Source organism: Ruegeria sp. AP7, from assembly GCF_056539905.1.
This window is the reverse complement of record NZ_JBQFVT010000006.1, coordinates 19888-35275: the sequence shown is the minus strand read 5'-3', so window position 1 is coordinate 35275 and position 15388 is coordinate 19888. Positions and strand designations below refer to the sequence as shown.

General features: G+C 55.9%; 18 protein-coding genes. 7 read left to right on the top strand and 11 right to left on the bottom strand.

Annotated elements, in window-relative coordinates; all coding sequences use genetic code 11:
• Positions 1–3: 3 nt before the first annotated feature.
• The gene (dapE, locus tag ACR0KN_RS12640; protein WP_480653962.1) at positions 4–1143 is read right to left on the bottom strand and encodes a succinyl-diaminopimelate desuccinylase; all 1140 of its coding nucleotides are present in this window, start codon (positions 1141–1143) and stop codon (positions 4–6) included.
• A 207-nt stretch (positions 1144–1350) separates the two neighbouring features.
• Between dapE and ACR0KN_RS12635 the strand changes: the two genes are divergently transcribed.
• A complete protein-coding gene (locus ACR0KN_RS12635; RefSeq protein ID WP_480653960.1) occupies positions 1351–2409 on the top strand; it encodes a transporter substrate-binding domain-containing protein in 1059 nt (352 codons plus the stop codon).
• Here the strand turns inward: ACR0KN_RS12635 and ACR0KN_RS12630 are convergent.
• The 3 genes from ACR0KN_RS12630 to ACR0KN_RS12620 are packed head-to-tail and all read right to left on the bottom strand — an operon-like array spanning position 2406 to position 3665.
• A complete protein-coding gene (locus tag ACR0KN_RS12630; protein ID WP_010440705.1) occupies positions 2406–2750 on the bottom strand; it encodes a hypothetical protein in 345 nt (114 codons plus the stop codon). The genes ACR0KN_RS12635 and ACR0KN_RS12630 overlap by 4 nt on opposite strands.
• A gap of 37 nt (positions 2751–2787) precedes the next feature.
• The gene (locus tag ACR0KN_RS12625) at positions 2788–3381 is read right to left on the bottom strand and encodes a TetR/AcrR family transcriptional regulator (protein WP_480653958.1); all 594 of its coding nucleotides are present in this window, start codon (positions 3379–3381) and stop codon (positions 2788–2790) included.
• Positions 3382–3392: 11 nt separating this feature from the next.
• Complete coding sequence (locus ACR0KN_RS12620) at positions 3393–3665, bottom strand: hypothetical protein (protein WP_480653956.1); 273 nt, start codon at positions 3663–3665, stop codon at positions 3393–3395.
• Between the two features lie 104 nt (positions 3666–3769).
• On the opposite strand from ACR0KN_RS12620, the gene ACR0KN_RS12615 reads away from it, so the two are divergent.
• The gene (locus ACR0KN_RS12615; RefSeq protein WP_480653953.1) at positions 3770–4957 is read left to right on the top strand and encodes an aromatic ring-hydroxylating oxygenase subunit alpha; all 1188 of its coding nucleotides are present in this window, start codon (positions 3770–3772) and stop codon (positions 4955–4957) included.
• 55 nt (positions 4958–5012) lie between these two features.
• On the opposite strand, the gene dapD is transcribed toward ACR0KN_RS12615, so the two are convergent.
• From dapD to ACR0KN_RS12590, 5 genes are all read right to left on the bottom strand, one after another.
• Complete coding sequence (gene dapD / locus ACR0KN_RS12610; protein ID WP_010440698.1) at positions 5013–5840, bottom strand: 2,3,4,5-tetrahydropyridine-2,6-dicarboxylate N-succinyltransferase; 828 nt, start codon at positions 5838–5840, stop codon at positions 5013–5015.
• 91 nt (positions 5841–5931) lie between these two features.
• A complete protein-coding gene (bioB, locus tag ACR0KN_RS12605) occupies positions 5932–6897 on the bottom strand; it encodes a biotin synthase BioB (protein ID WP_480653951.1) in 966 nt (321 codons plus the stop codon).
• On the bottom strand, positions 6890–7477 hold the full coding sequence (locus ACR0KN_RS12600) for a biotin transporter BioY (RefSeq protein WP_170780886.1): 588 nt from the start codon (positions 7475–7477) through the stop codon (positions 6890–6892). Before ACR0KN_RS12600 ends, bioB begins: the two co-directional genes overlap by 8 nt.
• A gap of 118 nt (positions 7478–7595) precedes the next feature.
• Entirely contained in the window at positions 7596–8195 is a 600-nt protein-coding gene (locus ACR0KN_RS12595; RefSeq protein WP_480653949.1) for a GntR family transcriptional regulator, read from the bottom strand.
• Positions 8196–8239: 44 nt separating this feature from the next.
• A complete protein-coding gene (locus tag ACR0KN_RS12590; protein ID WP_480653947.1) occupies positions 8240–9151 on the bottom strand; it encodes a threonine/serine dehydratase in 912 nt (303 codons plus the stop codon).
• A 78-nt stretch (positions 9152–9229) separates the two neighbouring features.
• Between ACR0KN_RS12590 and ACR0KN_RS12585 the strand changes: the two genes are divergently transcribed.
• Positions 9230–10072 (top strand): LOG family protein, encoded by an 843-nt coding sequence (locus ACR0KN_RS12585; RefSeq protein WP_480653945.1) that lies wholly within the window; start codon positions 9230–9232, stop codon positions 10070–10072.
• Positions 10073–10075: 3 nt separating this feature from the next.
• Complete coding sequence (locus ACR0KN_RS12580) at positions 10076–11176, top strand: cystathionine gamma-lyase (protein ID WP_480653943.1); 1101 nt, start codon at positions 10076–10078, stop codon at positions 11174–11176.
• Here the strand turns inward: ACR0KN_RS12580 and ACR0KN_RS12575 are convergent.
• A complete protein-coding gene (locus tag ACR0KN_RS12575; protein WP_010440684.1) occupies positions 11171–11560 on the bottom strand; it encodes a hypothetical protein in 390 nt (129 codons plus the stop codon). The genes ACR0KN_RS12580 and ACR0KN_RS12575 overlap by 6 nt on opposite strands.
• 161 nt (positions 11561–11721) lie before the next feature.
• On the opposite strand from ACR0KN_RS12575, the gene ACR0KN_RS12570 reads away from it, so the two are divergent.
• The 3 genes from ACR0KN_RS12570 (at position 11722) to ACR0KN_RS12560 (ending at position 14696) form a co-directional block, all read left to right on the top strand.
• On the top strand, positions 11722–12639 hold the full coding sequence (locus ACR0KN_RS12570) for a DnaJ C-terminal domain-containing protein (protein WP_480653941.1): 918 nt from the start codon (positions 11722–11724) through the stop codon (positions 12637–12639).
• A complete protein-coding gene (locus tag ACR0KN_RS12565; RefSeq protein WP_480653940.1) occupies positions 12636–12980 on the top strand; it encodes a hypothetical protein in 345 nt (114 codons plus the stop codon). The genes ACR0KN_RS12570 and ACR0KN_RS12565 overlap by 4 nt, the downstream gene beginning before the upstream one ends.
• A gap of 63 nt (positions 12981–13043) precedes the next feature.
• Complete coding sequence (locus ACR0KN_RS12560) at positions 13044–14696, top strand: U32 family peptidase (protein WP_480653939.1); 1653 nt, start codon at positions 13044–13046, stop codon at positions 14694–14696.
• 3 nt (positions 14697–14699) lie between these two features.
• Here ACR0KN_RS12560 and ACR0KN_RS12555 read toward each other — a convergent pair whose 3' ends face one another.
• Positions 14700–15323, bottom strand: coding sequence for a cytochrome P460 family protein (locus ACR0KN_RS12555; protein ID WP_480653938.1), 624 nt, complete (start codon positions 15321–15323; stop codon positions 14700–14702).
• Positions 15324–15388 lie beyond the last annotated feature (65 nt).

Genomic DNA, 15388 nt, shown 5'->3' with positions numbered 1-15388 from the left:
CAATCAGGCGAAATAATCCGATAGAATACGCGCGTATATTGCCTTGAGCTGATGAATTTGTGCCACCTCAACACACTCATCAACCTGATGCATCGTGCGCCCGACCAGCCCGAATTCGACCACTGGGCAATGGTTCTTGATGAACCGGGCATCCGAAGTGCCGCCAGTGGTTGAAAGCTCGGGGCAGATATTGGTTTCTGCCTCAACGGCGCGTGCTACCAGATCCGAGAGCGGACCCGGAGGGGTCAGAAAGCTCTCACCTGAGATTTTGATCTTGGTTTCGATTTCAACTCCAAACGCCTTGGCAACTGATTCAGCCTCGGATTTCAACCAGTCGCTCAGGCTGGCGCCCGAGTGCAGGTCATTGAACCGGATGTTCACTGTTCCAGAGCATTGCGCCGGGATGACGTTCGTCGCTGGATTGCCCGTATCGATCGTCACCACGGCCAATGTTGAGGCATCAAAGTGGTCGGTCCCCTGATCCAGCTCGCGACTGGCCAGCCGATCCATCAACCGCGCCATTGCTGGCAATGGGTTTTTCGCCCGGTGCGGATAAGCAGAATGCCCCTGCACCCCGGTCGCGGTAAACCAAGCTGACATCGAGCCGCGCCGACCGATCTTCATCATTTCACCCATCTTATTCGGACAGGTTGGTTCCCCTACTAGACAGACCGACATCCGCTCATCCGTCGCATCCATGTGATCCAGCAGGGCGACAGTGCCATCGACCGCATCACCCTCTTCATCACCTGTTATTGTCAGAATCACCGCACCATCCGGAGGCGTATTGCGCACAAAATCAATGGCTGCTGCGGCAAAGGCCGCCACACCCGATTTCATGTCCGTTGCACCACGGCCATACATTACTCCATCACGAATTTCTGCTCCGAATGGGGGCGCAGTCCAAGCGGCCTCATCACCCACCGGAACAACATCTGTGTGGCCGTTGAAGCCAAAGCTGCGAGCATGCCCTTTCTTCCCCCAACGCGCAAATAGGTTGCTGACACCTCCGCGATCCACACGGGTGCATTCAAAACCTGCATCTGCGAGTTCACGTTGCAGTAAAACCAGCGCGCCGCCCTCTTCGGGTGTGACCGAAGGGCAACGGATCAGATTTGCGGTCAGCTCAACTGGATCGGTCATAACGGGCCTCTTGTTCTGATGGATGCCGGCGTTCGTGCACAGATTCAACGAATTGCCCGGCTTGCCAACCCCGAATAGTCAGATTTCCAAACCAAAATCCAAAGACTTCGATTTTAGCACCCCAATAAAACATGAGCCTTGACCCTGCGGCTGCCTTGCCGCGCTGCCCTGAACTAGGTTAGAGGGCCGCGAAACAGGTGATTCCAAATGAAGCGCGTCTTCTTCGCATTGATCTGCCTGACTTTCGCGACTCTCGCGCAGCAAAGCCAGGCTCAGACCCTCACGGTTACAACTGTGACCCGCCCTCCGTTCTCGTTTGTCGAGGACGGGGTCCAGACCGGTTTCTCGATGGACCTGCTGGCGGCGTTATCTGAGTCGCTGGGCTGGGAGTATTCGATCAACCGGGTCGAGAGCTTTGGCGAAATGCTGGGGGCCGTTCAGGACGGGTCAGCCGATCTGGCGATTGCGAATATTTCGATCACCGCCATGCGTGAAACCCGCATGGATTTTACGCAGCCCATCTTTGAAGCCGGACTACAGATCATGGTTCCGTCGGAGGCAGCGCGCCAACCGTCTTTACTGCACGCCCTGCTGTCGCGCGAGCTGTTCATCGCCATTGGTCTGGCCTTTGCCATTCTTCTGGGCGGCGGCATGCTGATGTGGAGTTTCGAGAAACGCGCGCAGCCCTATTTTGACCGGAAACTGAATGAGGCTTGGTTCCCTTCCTTCTGGTGGGCGCTCAACCTCGTGGTCAATGGCGGGTTTGAAGAGCGGATGCCCCGCACGCCGTTTGGGCGCATTCTGGGGGTTGTGCTGGTGGTTTCTTCGCTGTTCATCGTATCCGTGTTTACGGCCCGGATCACATCGGTGATGACTGTAGATGCGATCACCGGCAGCGTGAATTCGGTTAATGACCTCTATGGCAAGCAAGTCGGAACCATCTCTGATTCAACAGCAGCCAACTTTCTGAACCGCCGCGAGATCGAGTTCACGGGCTATGGCGACCTTCAGGACATGCTGGCTGCGTTCAAAGACAAGGATCTGGATGCAGTCGTATTCGATGCGCCCATTCTGTCCTATTACGCCAGTCATGAGGGTCGAAGAACGGCAAGTATGACCGGCGGGATTTTCCTACGCGAAAATTATGGCATCGCCTTCCCAACCGGTTCGCCTTTGGTTGAAGACGTCAACCAGGCGCTTCTCTCTCTTCGCGAAGACGGTACCTATGATGAAATCTACCGCAAATGGTTCGGAGCGCGAAACTAAGCCGGGCTCTCGTCTCCAAAGAATGGCGTCATCTGCGCAACTATGACGGCGTTTTCGTCCAGCGCCCGCTGCATCAATGCCCGCTCATCCGGATCGATATCGTGCCCCTGCGCTTCACGCTCGGCAAGCGTGCCGTAGCCGGTGACATCCAGAGGAGCGGTATCGGCCTGTTTTAGAATCGCCACCGTTTCACGCACGGCTTCTGCCTCATCCACACCGCTGGCAAAACACATCAGCGCGGCTCCGGTTGCGTCTTTTGGCAAACCATCTCCATCCTTCCGGCCAATCTGAACCAGAAGAGTATAGACTTGCTGACGCGAAGGTTTCTTTTGCTTCTGCATAAGGCCCGCAATACGCTGAGCCAGAGTGTGGGTCAACTCAGGTCCGACCGCTCTGGCAGGCCGCTTCCAGCAAAACCAATGCGGCTGCGCGCTGCCTGTCGCGCCACCCTTCCTTTGGAACCAAGGGCATCACCGCATCTGTATTGAAGTAAATCGCTGTGATCCCTGCAGCCGCGACATCCACAAGATTCGGATCAGCGCTCGTACTCTCAGCGCGGATCTCGGCAGCGATACGGTCTTCAAACTCGTATACGAAGCGCAACAGGGGTTGGCGAATTTCTTTGTGTCGCTCCGAGGCCGCAACCAAAGCCGCAAAAACAGCGGCGCTTTCAGAAGAATAATCAACGCGTCCAAACAACGCTTCGATCAAAGCATCAATGCGCTCTGTTGCTGGCAACATATCGAAGAAGGTTTTTGTCCGCGTAGCAAAATCACTCAGAACATGGTCCAGCAGGCGCTGGATCATTTCTTCGCGATTGCCAAGGTAGTGACGAAGCAGAGGCCGCGCGATCCCCGCTTCTTCGGAGATACGGGCGAGTGTTGAGCCATCCAATCCATAACGCGCGACACATCTGGTAAATGCGCTCAGTATTTCCTGCGTACGGACATCTTTCAAACTGGTTCTGGGCATGAGTTAATCATTCAGGCGGTAGGAGTGGGGAAAAGGTCCGTCAGAATATAAAGTACTCCGAAGCCGAACCACATCGCCGTTAGCACCCAGAACAAAACCGGGTTCTCTCTGCGCTCAATAGCTTCAACAAGAAAGGCCTGCCCTGACCGAATTGCCAGAACGCCCCAGTACATGAAAACCACGCCCCAGATCGCATATACCCCCGCCAGTGTTGATGCCAACAGCACCAGCACAACCGCGATAGTCATCCATTTGTGATGCCTTAGGCTTTTTCCAGGTTTCATCTGCCCGCCTTATCCTTCGGTCGAAATCTTGAAATTGGATACTGGACAAATCGCTTTATTGTCAATAATGACAATTATCATTTTTGACAATCTAAGGAAGTGACATGCAAGCCCCGGCATCGCTACCCGACAAACCGAAAAACCGACTACCGCGAGAAGCCTATGTTTCAGAGGATTGGTTTCAGGTTGAACAAGCACAAATCTTCAGCCGCTGCTGGACCTTTGCCGGTGTGACAATGGATTTTCCTGAACCCGGAGATTTTCGCACGATCAAAGCCGGAGCAAATTCCGTAATTGTCATCAAAGGCGCCGATGGTGAGTTACGCGGGTTTCACAATCTTTGCCGCCATCGAGGTACAGAACTTCTGGAAGGATGCGGCAATGCAGGCAAAACCATTGTCTGCCCCTATCACAACTGGGTCTACAATCTGGACGGTGCTTTGCGCGGAGTTCCTGCCCAGCGTGAGTGCTTTCCTGATCTCGACAAGAAATCCAATGCGCTTTTTGGGGCGGCTGTGGGCGTATTTCGCAATCTTGTTTTCGTTAATCCTGACCCGGATGCGGATTTTGACAAATGGCTGAGCGGGCTGGATCAGGTTCCTTGGCCGCACGATCTGACCTCGACCGAGCTGCAGGAAAATCCCGACAACGTGGTTTATGAAATCGACTGCAATTGGAAGGTCTTCTTCGAGAACGCAATTGATGGCTATCATCTCGCCTATCTGCACAAAGACACGCTGGGAGGGCCGACCCATGACAAAAACCTGTGGGAGGTGTTTGGTCAAAATATGATTTGGTGGTCGACCGAGCGCGAAGGTGTGAAACACAGGATTCCGCAATTCGTTGAAAACTCTGCCAAAGGTTCAGGTTTGAAAACCGTCAAAAATGCTGAAACTCCGGGGTATGGCGGGGTCTACATGCTGTTCCCAACCACGATCCTAACGCCCAATCCCTGGGGATTCTCGATTTCAACGATGGAACCCACAAGCGCAAACAGGATGCGATTAAGGGTGCGGAACTGGTCTCCGAAGGGCTGGTTTACTTACACGCACCGCGCGTCTGACATTCCCGGGTACGATGCCGAAACAGGGCTGATCAAATCCTCGCACTGGACCAAACACCCGTTGGAAACGGGCGATTTCCAAACCGAAGATGTCTGGGTTTGCGAAAAGATGCAAAAATCCATGCAATCTCCGCGCTTCGAAGTGGGCGCTCTCGCCATAGGCGCTGGCGGCGAGGCCGCAATAGATTTCTTTCAACAGACAGTGCTGGGGTTGATGCCCAAGCAATAATAGATTTGGCCGCAACATCTACTCTGCGGCCAAATCTTAAATAAACAGCTCAGGATCAGTCGCGCAGCAGATCGTTGATCCCGGTTTTCGAGCGCGTCTTTTCATCAACGCGTTTCACGATGACCGCGCAATACAGGCTGACGTTGTTCTTGGACGGCATCGAGCCTGCGACAACCACTGAATAGGGCGGAACCTCGCCATACATAACCTCACCGGTTTCGCGATCGACAATCTTGGTCGACTTGCCAATGAATACGCCCATGCCCAGAACCGAGCCTTCGCGGACAATACAGCCTTCAACAACCTCGGAACGGGCACCGATAAAGCAGTTATCTTCGATGATGGTGGGACCAGCCTGCATTGGCTCCAGCACTCCGCCGATGCCAACACCGCCCGACAGGTGCACATTCTTTCCGATCTGTGCGCAAGAACCGACCGTTGCCCAGGTATCGACCATGGTGCCTTCGTCCACATAAGCACCCAGGTTCACAAATGACGGCATCAACACCGCACCGGGTGCAATATAGGCTGACTTGCGCACGACGCAGTTGGGCACCGCCCGGAAACCTGCAGCGCGCCACTGGTTCTCATCCCAACCGGCGAACTTGCTGTCGACCTTGTCCCACCAGCCACCGGCTTGCGGGCCGCCATTTTGGATCTCCATATCCTTGATACGGAACCCCAGAAGAACGGCCTTCTTAGCCCACTGGTTTACGTGCCAGTTGCCATCTGCCTGCTTTTCGGCAACGCGCAATGAACCGCTGTCCAACGCATTCAGAGTATCCTCGATGGCCTCACGCTGCTCGCCCGTCGTGGCCGGTGTGATCGTATCACGCATGTCCCAGGCGGCTTCGATGGCGGCTTCAAGTTGCGCGTTTGACATAGGCGTCTCCCTAGAGAATCTGTTCACGTTGATGTGGCCTATACGCAAGGTGAAACCATGGCGCAATGCGACGCAAGCAACCCTACATGCGTCAATCTTCTGCTATTGCGCCAAGAACTGTAAACATGTCCCTGTCATTTTGCGTTCCAGCATTGGGTGCGGTCAGCAAAACATCTCCGTAGAAAACCGAGTTTGCGCCGGCGAGAAAACACAATGCCTGCTCTGCGGTCGAAAAGTCAGACCGGCCCGCCGACAAGCGTACGCGGGTTGCCGGCATGGTGATACGTGCGGTCGCAACCATGCGCACCAGGTCGAAGATGCTCACCTTCTCTCGTTGCTCCAGCGGAGTGCCCTTAATCGGGATCAGAGCATTGATTGGAACGCTTTCGGGATGTGGGTCAAAACTCGCTAGAACCTGCAATAGAGAAGCACGATCCCGCAGACTTTCACCCATGCCGATGATACCTCCACAACACAGATCGATACCTTCGTCACGGCAATAGCTGAGTGTTTCCAACCGATCCTGATAGGTGCGCGTCCCGATGATCTCACCATAGAATTCCGGCGAGGTGTCAAGGTTGTGATTGTAGGCGGTTAGTCCCGCGTCGGCGAGTCGTTGGGCCTGATGCGGCTTCAACATGCCCAGTGTCACGCAGGCTTCCATCCCCAGATTGCGAACGCCCCGAACCATTTCCAGAACATTGTCGAATTCTTCCCCATCCCGCACTTGGCGCCACGCGGCCCCCATGCAGAACCGCTCGGCCCCGGCATCCCTAGCCCGTTTCGCCAGCGAGACCACATGCCCGGGGTCCATCAATTTCTCTTTGGTCAGTTCGACCTCGCGGTGATGCGCGGATTGAGGGCAATAGGCACAATCTTCCGAGCAGCTGCCGGTTTTGATCGATAGCAGGCTGGCCTTCTGAATGTCTTCCGGGTCGTGATACGTCCGATGGATGGTATTTGCACGGCCAACCAGATCCAGCAGCGGGAGGCGCAGTAGCGCCTCCACCTCATCCACGGTCCAGTTGCTGCGGATGTCCTGTCCGGTATCAAGCATCCGCTTGCGACCCGCGGATTTTCTGCATCAAACCCGTTGGCAGGCCAATCACGATAACGGCCGCCAACGCGATCTTTACAAGATCACCTACGATAAACGGGCTGAAACCGTAAACCAGCACTTTGTCTGCAGGTACAAACTGGGCCAGCCACCCCAGACCCAGAGCGTAGATCGCTACAAGTCCAGCTAACATGGCCGGGACCAAAAACAGCTTGCGCAGATTATCCGCCACCCATCCGACGATGGCCGCGGCAACAACGAAGCCGAGCAGATAGCCACCAGTGCCGCCCATCATATAGGCCAGTCCGATGCCTTTTTCGGGTGTCCCGGCAAAAACCGGCAGACCGACGGCTCCAGCCACCATGTAGCCAATCACAGTTGCGGATCCGAGGCGCATCCCGAAAGCTGCAGAAATCGCCATGACGGCAGCGACCTGCAGGGTCATCGGCACCGGCCAAAATGGCACTTGGACTTTTGCGCTGGCTGTCAGCAGAAGGATGCCCATCACGACACGGATGATCTGTCCCGCCGGGCTGAGCGCACCGGTAGTCGGCAAGGCGGATCGCAGCATGGTTTTCATTGCACTTCCTTTTATAGATAATTATTGACCAGTTGACTCATGATCATCATTTTTATCTATTAAAAATCAAGTGAAATCTTCAGCAGTGAAAAAATAGCACTTAACTGCCTGAAAGAATTCAATTTGCGCGGCGAATATGGCGCACCAGAATCGATGTCGCCGCTGACACATCTTTGCTTTTTAACGCCTGAATTATAGCCGCGTGATCCGTATCGATCCGCTGCATCCATTTTGGTCGCCAGTGCGCGAACAGATGCCGCGCGCTGGCAATATGCAGATCATCAATCGCATGCAACAGGCGAGGTAGGCCGCATGGCGTCAGGATAGCTCGGTGAAAGATTCTGTTCCGCGCTTCCCATTGCGGCATACTGTCAGCCTCATCGCAGTCTTTTCGCGCCCGATCAGCTACTTTCAGTACGGTTGGGGTCATGTTTTGCGCTGAATGCTGCAATGCCAGAGATTCAAGCGCGACACGCATTTCGATCACCTCACGCACTTCGGCGGGGTCCAAGGCAGTGACACGCATGCCCTTTCGCGGCTCGCTTTTGGCCAATCCATGTGCCTCAAGCCGCAGCAGCGCTTCGCGCACCGGCACATGGCTGGTTTCAAAGTCGCGCGCGATATGGTCCTGACGCAACTTCTCACCGGCGACAAGGTCGCCAGTTATGATCTTCTGGCTCAGCGCTTGATATATCGTGTCGGCAATGGTCGCAGTCATAAATTATAGATAAAATTCACAATGTGTTTCCACAAGCAGTTAATTCAATCAGCCAGGGGGTCCGGCGCAATATTCCCACCGCAGATAAGAACCGCAACCCGCTCATCTGGTTCGGGCTGATATGCACCTGAGATCAGCGCAGCCATGGCTGCGGCCCCAGCTGGTTCCACCAAAATTCGATGAGCTTGCCACAATGTCTGCTGGGCCTGCGCTATCGCCTCATCGGGAACCAAAACCGAAGTCATCCCCTGTGCCAGACCGAAGCAGATATCGCCAATTCGACGTGCGCCTAACGCATTCGCTGCAATGCCTGAGACCGAAACATCAACCGGCTCACCTTCAGCCAAGGCAGCATTCAGCGCGCAGGAAGTTTCCGGCTCGACAGCCACAACCTTGCGCGCACCCTGAAACCAAGCCAGCGCCCCGGCAATCAGGCCACCGCCACCGACGGCGACCAGAACGGTATCTGCCTGCAAACCCTGCGCGTCCCATTCAGCAAAACACGTCCCTTGCCCAGCGACGGTTGCTGGCGCGTCATAGGCGTGGATTTGCATTGCACCAGATTCAGCCTCATGTGCCTGAGCCATGGTCAAAGCGTTGGCATATTCCCCCGCAACCACGCTCAAATCGGCTCCGATCCGTTCGATCAGGGAAATCTTCGACGGTCCCGCAAGCTCGGGTACAAAAATCTTCGCCGGATGACCTAACGCATGCGCCGCATAGGCCGCAGCCGCTCCATGGTTGCCACCCGATGCCGCCACCACGCCCGTCGAAGGAACATCCATGCTGAGCAAAGTGTTGAACGCGCCGCGCGCTTTGAAGCTGCCAGTGTGTTGCATATGCTCCAGCTTCAACTCGACCGGATAGCCCAGCGCATTGCTCTGCATCACAGGTGTGATTTGTGCATGTCCGGCAATGCGATCCCGCGCTGCCAATATTTCACTTTTCCAATCCATTCTTGTCTTTCCGTGACTGGCACTCTTCCCGCGAACCCTATAGCTGTTTTGGAAACACGCAAGCAGGGAACACCGTTTATGAGAGAAGATCGCCTCAGCCCCTTTCGCGACGCACAGACCGACCGCTCGACCGCAAGCGAAGTGCCGGACACGCCGCAGACGCGGTCATCGGCCTATCGACTTGCCTTCGCTGATGATGATTTCCTGTGCCGGGATGAGCTGCGCCCCGTTCGCCTGCAACTGGAGTTGCTCAAGCCCGAGATGATCATGACCGAGCGTGAAATCAACTCGACCATCGTCATGTTTGGCGGTGCACGTATCCCGGAACCAGCCCAGAAACACACGGCGCGAACCGCGACCTTGGCCGGTCTGTCAAAGTACTACGATGAGGCGCGCGAGTTCGCGCGATTGATGACAGAGAAATCGAACCAGACCGGCTGTCGTGAGAATGTGATCGTCACTGGCGGCGGTCCCGGCGTAATGGAAGCGGGTAATCGCGGTGCACAGGATGCGGGTGGCTGTTCCATCGGCTTGAACATCGTGCTGCCGCACGAACAGGCCCCGAACCTGTATGTAACGCCCGATCTCAGCTTCAACTTTCACTATTTTGCCATCCGCAAGATGCATTTTTTGATGCGAGCGCGCGCCATCACCATTTTCCCGGGCGGGTTCGGCACCATGGACGAGTTGTTCGAATCCTTGACCCTAATCCAGACTGGACGGATGGAGCGCGTTCCCTTCCTGCTGTTCGGGCGTGAGTTCTGGGAGAAAGTCATCAACTGGGAGGCGCTGGCGGACGCGGGCACCATCTCGGACGAAGATCTGGACCTGTTCCGCTTTGTCGACACCGCGCAGGAGGCGGTCGAGATTATCGAGAACTGGGAGCCCGCTCCCCCGCGTGACCAAATTCCAGGACGCTGAACCATGACTGGCCCCAAGACCGGCGAGATGCTCCACTTGCGCGGAAACGCGTTGGACAAGGGCGAGCCTGTGGCCCTGCCATTGACCCAAAGCAGCATGTTTCATTTGCCAGGTGATCCAGACGGTCACGCCAGTTATGGCCGGGTCGACAACCCGACTTGGGTTCACCTGGAGCACGTCCTATCGCATCTCGAAAACGCGCCCTGCCTCAGCTTTCCTTCTGGCATGGGGGCGATTTCGGCTGCGTTGTTTGCCACGGTCAAAGCAGGGTCTCGTTTGCTGATCCCATCCGACGGATACTATGTGACCCGGCTTCTGGCCGACCGGTTCCTGTCGAATCTGGGCGTTTCAATCGTCGAACGCCCAACTACTGCCTTTGCCGAAGGTGGCTTTGATGGAATTGATGTCGTGTTCTTGGAAAGCCCATCGAACCCCGGTCTGGACATGCTTGATCTGCCAGCAATCGCCAGGGCCGTGCGCGAGGCTGGTGGCATCACAATTGCCGACAACACAACCATGACACCATTGGGCCAACGCCCACTGGACCTTGGCGTCGATGTGGTGGTGGGTTCGGATACGAAGGCGATGGGCGGGCATTCGGACCTGTTGATGGGCCACGTCGCCAGCCGCAATGTGGACATCATGGCTCGGGTAGAGGAATGGCGCCGTGTCTCTGGCGCAATACCTGGGCCGCACGAGGCGTGGTTGTTGCACCGTGGCCTTGAAACGCTGGATGTGCGGTTTGATCGCATGTGTAACTCGGCGCAAGTTCTAGCCGAACGGTTGGCATCGCACCCGGCCGTGAAGCACATTCGCTATCCCGGCCTGCCCGGTGATCCATCACACGCATTGGCGGCTGCCCAAACCGCTCGGTTCGGTTTTCTGCTGACAATCACGCTGGAGTCTGAGGCCAAAGCCGAACAGTTCATCAACGCCTGCCCCCTGTTGCGCCCTGCCACATCCTTCGGCGGTGTCCATAGCTCAGCCGAGCGGCGTGCCCGCTGGGGCGATGCGGTCGACCCTGCCTTTATCCGCTTGTCTGTCGGGTGCGAGCCGGTAGAAGAACTGTGGCGGGCGATCGAGGCCAGCCTGAACGCGTTATGATTTCTTCTTGGGTTCACGCAGCTCGGTGAACACGTAGATTGGCAGCACGATGCTGGCGATCAACGCGCCCAGCCATACCAGCAAAGTCGCTGCCAGTAAGTTGGAAATACCGCCAACTGTTAGCCCCGCTGTTATCAGATCGGTCACCAGCAAGCCCACAAATGTGACAATCAGTGCGATCCCACCTTTCAGCGCCGGGGCCTTCTTCTCGCCCAGCTTCAGGATCAACGGTTCGGCTACGACTTGAACCAGCGTAAAGACAATCACTACAACGATGAACGAGATCGGCTTGATTGCAAAGCCCGCCAGCAGCAGCGAAGCAAGCAACAACCCGATGGCATTCCCGACTAGTAACGCGAGAGCGGATTTTATTCTGCGCGACATAAGGTGATCTCCGGCAATCAACACTTCGAAACATGCAGATATTAGCAGGACAACCAGAATTTGCGAGGTAATTCGACCCCGAAGGATTTTTGACCTGTTGAAATCACATGATAAAATACCTTCATCAAGGCCAGACCACACCTACATCGACGAGAGGCAATATGAGCGACGATCCCTATACCGTTCTTGGTGTCGCCAAAGACGCCAGCGATGCCGAGATCAAGAAAGCCTACCGGAAGATCGCGAAGGAGTGTCACCCGGACCTTAAGCCGGGTGATGCGGAAGCCGAAGCCAAGTTCAAAGCCGCCGCCGCCGCTTATGACCTGTTGAAAGATCCCGAAACACGCAAACGCTATGACAATGGCGAAATTGATGCGTCCGGTCAGGAACGTCCACAGCAGCAATATTATCGGGACTATGCCGAAGCTGCAGGCAACCCCTATCGCGGGTATTCGACCGAGCAAGACGACATGTCCGACATCTTCGCCGAGTTCATGCGCGGGCGGGGTGGTTATGGCCAACGAACACAAGAGTTCCACGCGCCAGGGCACAACCTGAATTACTCACTGCAGATTAGTTTTCTGGATGCCGTATTCGGCGCCAGCCAAAAGCTGACCCTACCGGATGGGAACCGGATTGAAGTGAAGATACCTGCGGGCATCACGACCGGTCAAACCATCCGCCTGCGTGGCAAGGGGGCACTGGGATATGGTGAAGGCCCTCCCGGGGATGCACTGGTCACCATCTCGGTTGCGGATCATCCGGTATTTGACCGTCAGGGCGATGACATACACATTACTTTACCCATCACCATTGACGAGGCGGTATTGGGCGGCAAGGTCCAAGCGCCCACCATCGACGGGGGCGTCAATGTCAGTGTCCCTGCAGGGACCAGCAGCGGCAAAACCCTGCGCCTGCGTGGCAAAGGGGTCAAGAAACGCGGCTCGTCCGAGAGGGGTGATCAGTTCATCGAACTGACCGTCGCAATGCCAGACAAGGTAGACGAGGAATTGAAGCACTTCATGGAGACATGGCGCGAAACCCACGGCTATGATCCACGCAAAGGAATGCCGTCATGAGCCGTACATTGACCGAAGCCGAACTGATCGACGCCATCGCCCGCCTGACTTCGGATCGCCTTACCGAATATCTGGCCGCTGAGATCGTGATCCCCGAGCAATCGGAGCAAGGGCTGCGATATCAGCGTATCGACGTTGCCCGTCTGGAACTGGCTTGCGAACTGCATGACCAGTACGACATGGAGGCCGATGCATTGTCGATGATGATCTCTCTGATCGACCAGATGCATGGGCTGCGCGCCGAACTGCGCGAGGTGCTGAACGCGGTCGAGGCGCAACCGGAACCTGTTCGAAAACAACTGATCGAGGTCATCGGCACAGCGCGGTTCAGTCGCAGGTAACGGGGTTTTGGGCACAGGGGTTTTGGCGTAGAAGACGCCCTTGATCCTTAGCCCGGTATCCCTATGACCCAGTCCAGATCCGAATTGCTGATGCCTGCGGGCAATCTACGCAAGTTAAAACTCGCCATCCTGTATGGTGCGGATGCGGTCTATCTGGGCACACCGGATATGTCGCTGCGCACTAAATCCGAGTTCTCGCTGGAAGAGGTGATCGAAGGGGTCGAGTTCTGCCATAGCCACGGCCGGCGCGCGTACCTGACGCTGAACTTGTTCTCGCACAATAAGGACATCCCGAAGCTCGATGAATACATCGACACCGTCCGCAAGGTGAAACCCGATGGGTTGATCATCGCTGATCCCGGCGTGTTCCAATACGTCCGCGAACGGGCACCGGAACTGCCGCTGCATATCTCGACGCAAGCCAATATCTGTTCGTGGCTGTCGGTGAAGTTCTGGCAGGATCAGGGGGCTGAGCTTGTGGTACTGGCCCGCGAAGTCTCCTACCCCGAACTGGTCGAGATTCGCGAGAAATGCCCCGACATCAAGCTTGAGGCATTCGTCCACGGCGCCATGTGCATGACCTATTCGGGCCGCTGCCTGCTATCGAATTTCATGGCCGAACGCGGAGCGAACCAAGGCAACTGCGCCAATTCCTGCCGCTGGAACTATGGCCTGAAACTGCGTCTCAAAGACGGAACACATCAGGAGCTTCGTATAACCGAAGAAAACGCCGACCTGTTCGAATTCCTTTTGGAAGAAGGCTGCCGCCCCGGCGATCTGATGCCCATCGAAGAGGATGATCGGGGGTCTTACATACTCAATTCCCGCGACCTGTGCATCATGCCGAAACTGGATGAATACCTGAAGATCGGTGTCGACAGCCTTAAGGTTGAGGGGCGCGGTAAGTCAGAATACTACGCCGCCATCGTTGCACGGGCCTATCGTATGGCCATTGACGACTATCACGCCGACCCCGAGAACTGGGACCCGAAACCTTACATGCGTGAACTCGAAACCGTCGGGAACCGAGGCTACACGCTGGCCTTTCACGAAGGCCGACTGACAAACTACGCCCATGACTACGAGCACACCGCGTCTATCGCGCAGTGGGAATATGCGGGGATCGTCACCGAGGTGGCTCAGGATGCCTTTCTGGTTGAGGTGAAAAACAAGCTGGAACCGGGGGATGTGTTAGACTTCGTCTCTCCGATTTCACGCGAGACGGTTCTGTTGCGGGTCTATGACTTTGAACGCGCCCAAGATGGCGCGAGACTGGACGTGGTGCATGGGAGCACCAAGACAATTATCCGCCTGCCATTCACGCTTTTCGATCACGAGGATATCGAAGATCTACGCGCGCGTTTCCCTGTCTATTCGGTCCTGCGCAAAGAACGCGCCCTGACCGACGAACATTGGAGCCGCATTCGGTTCGACAAGCTTGTGCAAGGGCTGGAAACCTCGGGTCGTGACAACGCCAAAGCTTATGCGCGCCGCCGCGATGAACTGATTGAGAAGATCGGAGAAGACGGCAACGAACGCCGCTTCAAAACCAATCGCATCGGAACCGAAGGGTGTTGCGGCAAAGGCTGCAACGGCTGTTTGATCTTCTGGCAGGATGAGAAATACGCGCGTGCACGCGAGGTTCTGTCCAAACGCAGGCAGGGTGAGCAACTTAGCCGCCGAGAGGCCACCGAACTGACCTTACCAGCAAGCTGAAGTTCAGTTCTCGACGCGATACTCTTCAGGCACGTAAAACGTATAATCCCTGTCAGCAACTGCCTCGTGGCAGACATGGCAGTAATCGACCTCGGACGCGCGAAAGCCCATCGTGTCGCCAAACAGCGAACCATCCGGCATCACCATGATGTATCGCCAATCTGCTGTCTCAGGGTTGGTACCCGCCGGTAGTTTTTCCATCACGAACAAGGCACCCGGATGCACGTTACCCTCATCGGTGACGGTCATGCTGTCTTTGGCCAGAACCGAGCCCACAGGCAAAAGCTCACCTTCCTGCAAGGTTCCGTAATTATGCGCCATGCGATTGGCGTAGCTGTTGACATAGCGCTGCCCATGGGTGGCCGAGATATAGGGCGCATCGTTGAACAGCGGCCAGGCTTGATAGTTCAAAAGCACGTCCAACTGGGCTGCGGCATAGCCTCGTTCCATGCGCCGGGACAGAGATTTGTAATGAGCCTGAGCATCTTCCTTGGACAGATCAGCCGGGTTTTCAATGGCCAGATGAGCATCCTGATCGTTGTTCTGTGCATTTCCCGCAACAGAAATAAGCCCCAACACCGCAATAAACAGCGCGATCTTAACGATCGGCAGGTGTCTTGTAATCATTCTATGGCCTCCCTGACTGATCAGTTCGCCGAAATGCCGCATTAAGTTCGAAATATGATAGCGGC

What these genes read in the sequence shown, in the direction of transcription:
- dapE (WP_480653962.1), bottom strand. Translation starts at nt 1,143, where the DNA reads ATGACCGATCCAGTTGAGCTGACCGCAAATCTGATCCGTTGCCCTTCG.
- ACR0KN_RS12635 (WP_480653960.1), top strand. Translation starts at nt 1,351, where the DNA reads ATGAAGCGCGTCTTCTTCGCATTGATCTGCCTGACTTTCGCGACTCTC.
- ACR0KN_RS12630 (WP_010440705.1), bottom strand. Translation starts at nt 2,750, where the DNA reads ATGCAGAAGCAAAAGAAACCTTCGCGTCAGCAAGTCTATACTCTTCTG.
- ACR0KN_RS12625 (WP_480653958.1), bottom strand. Translation starts at nt 3,381, where the DNA reads ATGCCCAGAACCAGTTTGAAAGATGTCCGTACGCAGGAAATACTGAGC.
- ACR0KN_RS12620 (WP_480653956.1), bottom strand. Translation starts at nt 3,665, where the DNA reads ATGAAACCTGGAAAAAGCCTAAGGCATCACAAATGGATGACTATCGCG.
- ACR0KN_RS12615 (WP_480653953.1), top strand. Translation starts at nt 3,770, where the DNA reads ATGCAAGCCCCGGCATCGCTACCCGACAAACCGAAAAACCGACTACCG.
- dapD (WP_010440698.1), bottom strand. Translation starts at nt 5,840, where the DNA reads ATGTCAAACGCGCAACTTGAAGCCGCCATCGAAGCCGCCTGGGACATG.
- bioB (WP_480653951.1), bottom strand. Translation starts at nt 6,897, where the DNA reads ATGCTTGATACCGGACAGGACATCCGCAGCAACTGGACCGTGGATGAG.
- ACR0KN_RS12600 (WP_170780886.1), bottom strand. Translation starts at nt 7,477, where the DNA reads ATGAAAACCATGCTGCGATCCGCCTTGCCGACTACCGGTGCGCTCAGC.
- ACR0KN_RS12595 (WP_480653949.1), bottom strand. Translation starts at nt 8,195, where the DNA reads ATGACTGCGACCATTGCCGACACGATATATCAAGCGCTGAGCCAGAAG.
- ACR0KN_RS12590 (WP_480653947.1), bottom strand. Translation starts at nt 9,151, where the DNA reads ATGGATTGGAAAAGTGAAATATTGGCAGCGCGGGATCGCATTGCCGGA.
- ACR0KN_RS12585 (WP_480653945.1), top strand. Translation starts at nt 9,230, where the DNA reads ATGAGAGAAGATCGCCTCAGCCCCTTTCGCGACGCACAGACCGACCGC.
- ACR0KN_RS12580 (WP_480653943.1), top strand. Translation starts at nt 10,076, where the DNA reads ATGACTGGCCCCAAGACCGGCGAGATGCTCCACTTGCGCGGAAACGCG.
- ACR0KN_RS12575 (WP_010440684.1), bottom strand. Translation starts at nt 11,560, where the DNA reads ATGTCGCGCAGAATAAAATCCGCTCTCGCGTTACTAGTCGGGAATGCC.
- ACR0KN_RS12570 (WP_480653941.1), top strand. Translation starts at nt 11,722, where the DNA reads ATGAGCGACGATCCCTATACCGTTCTTGGTGTCGCCAAAGACGCCAGC.
- ACR0KN_RS12565 (WP_480653940.1), top strand. Translation starts at nt 12,636, where the DNA reads ATGAGCCGTACATTGACCGAAGCCGAACTGATCGACGCCATCGCCCGC.
- ACR0KN_RS12560 (WP_480653939.1), top strand. Translation starts at nt 13,044, where the DNA reads ATGACCCAGTCCAGATCCGAATTGCTGATGCCTGCGGGCAATCTACGC.
- ACR0KN_RS12555 (WP_480653938.1), bottom strand. Translation starts at nt 15,323, where the DNA reads ATGATTACAAGACACCTGCCGATCGTTAAGATCGCGCTGTTTATTGCG.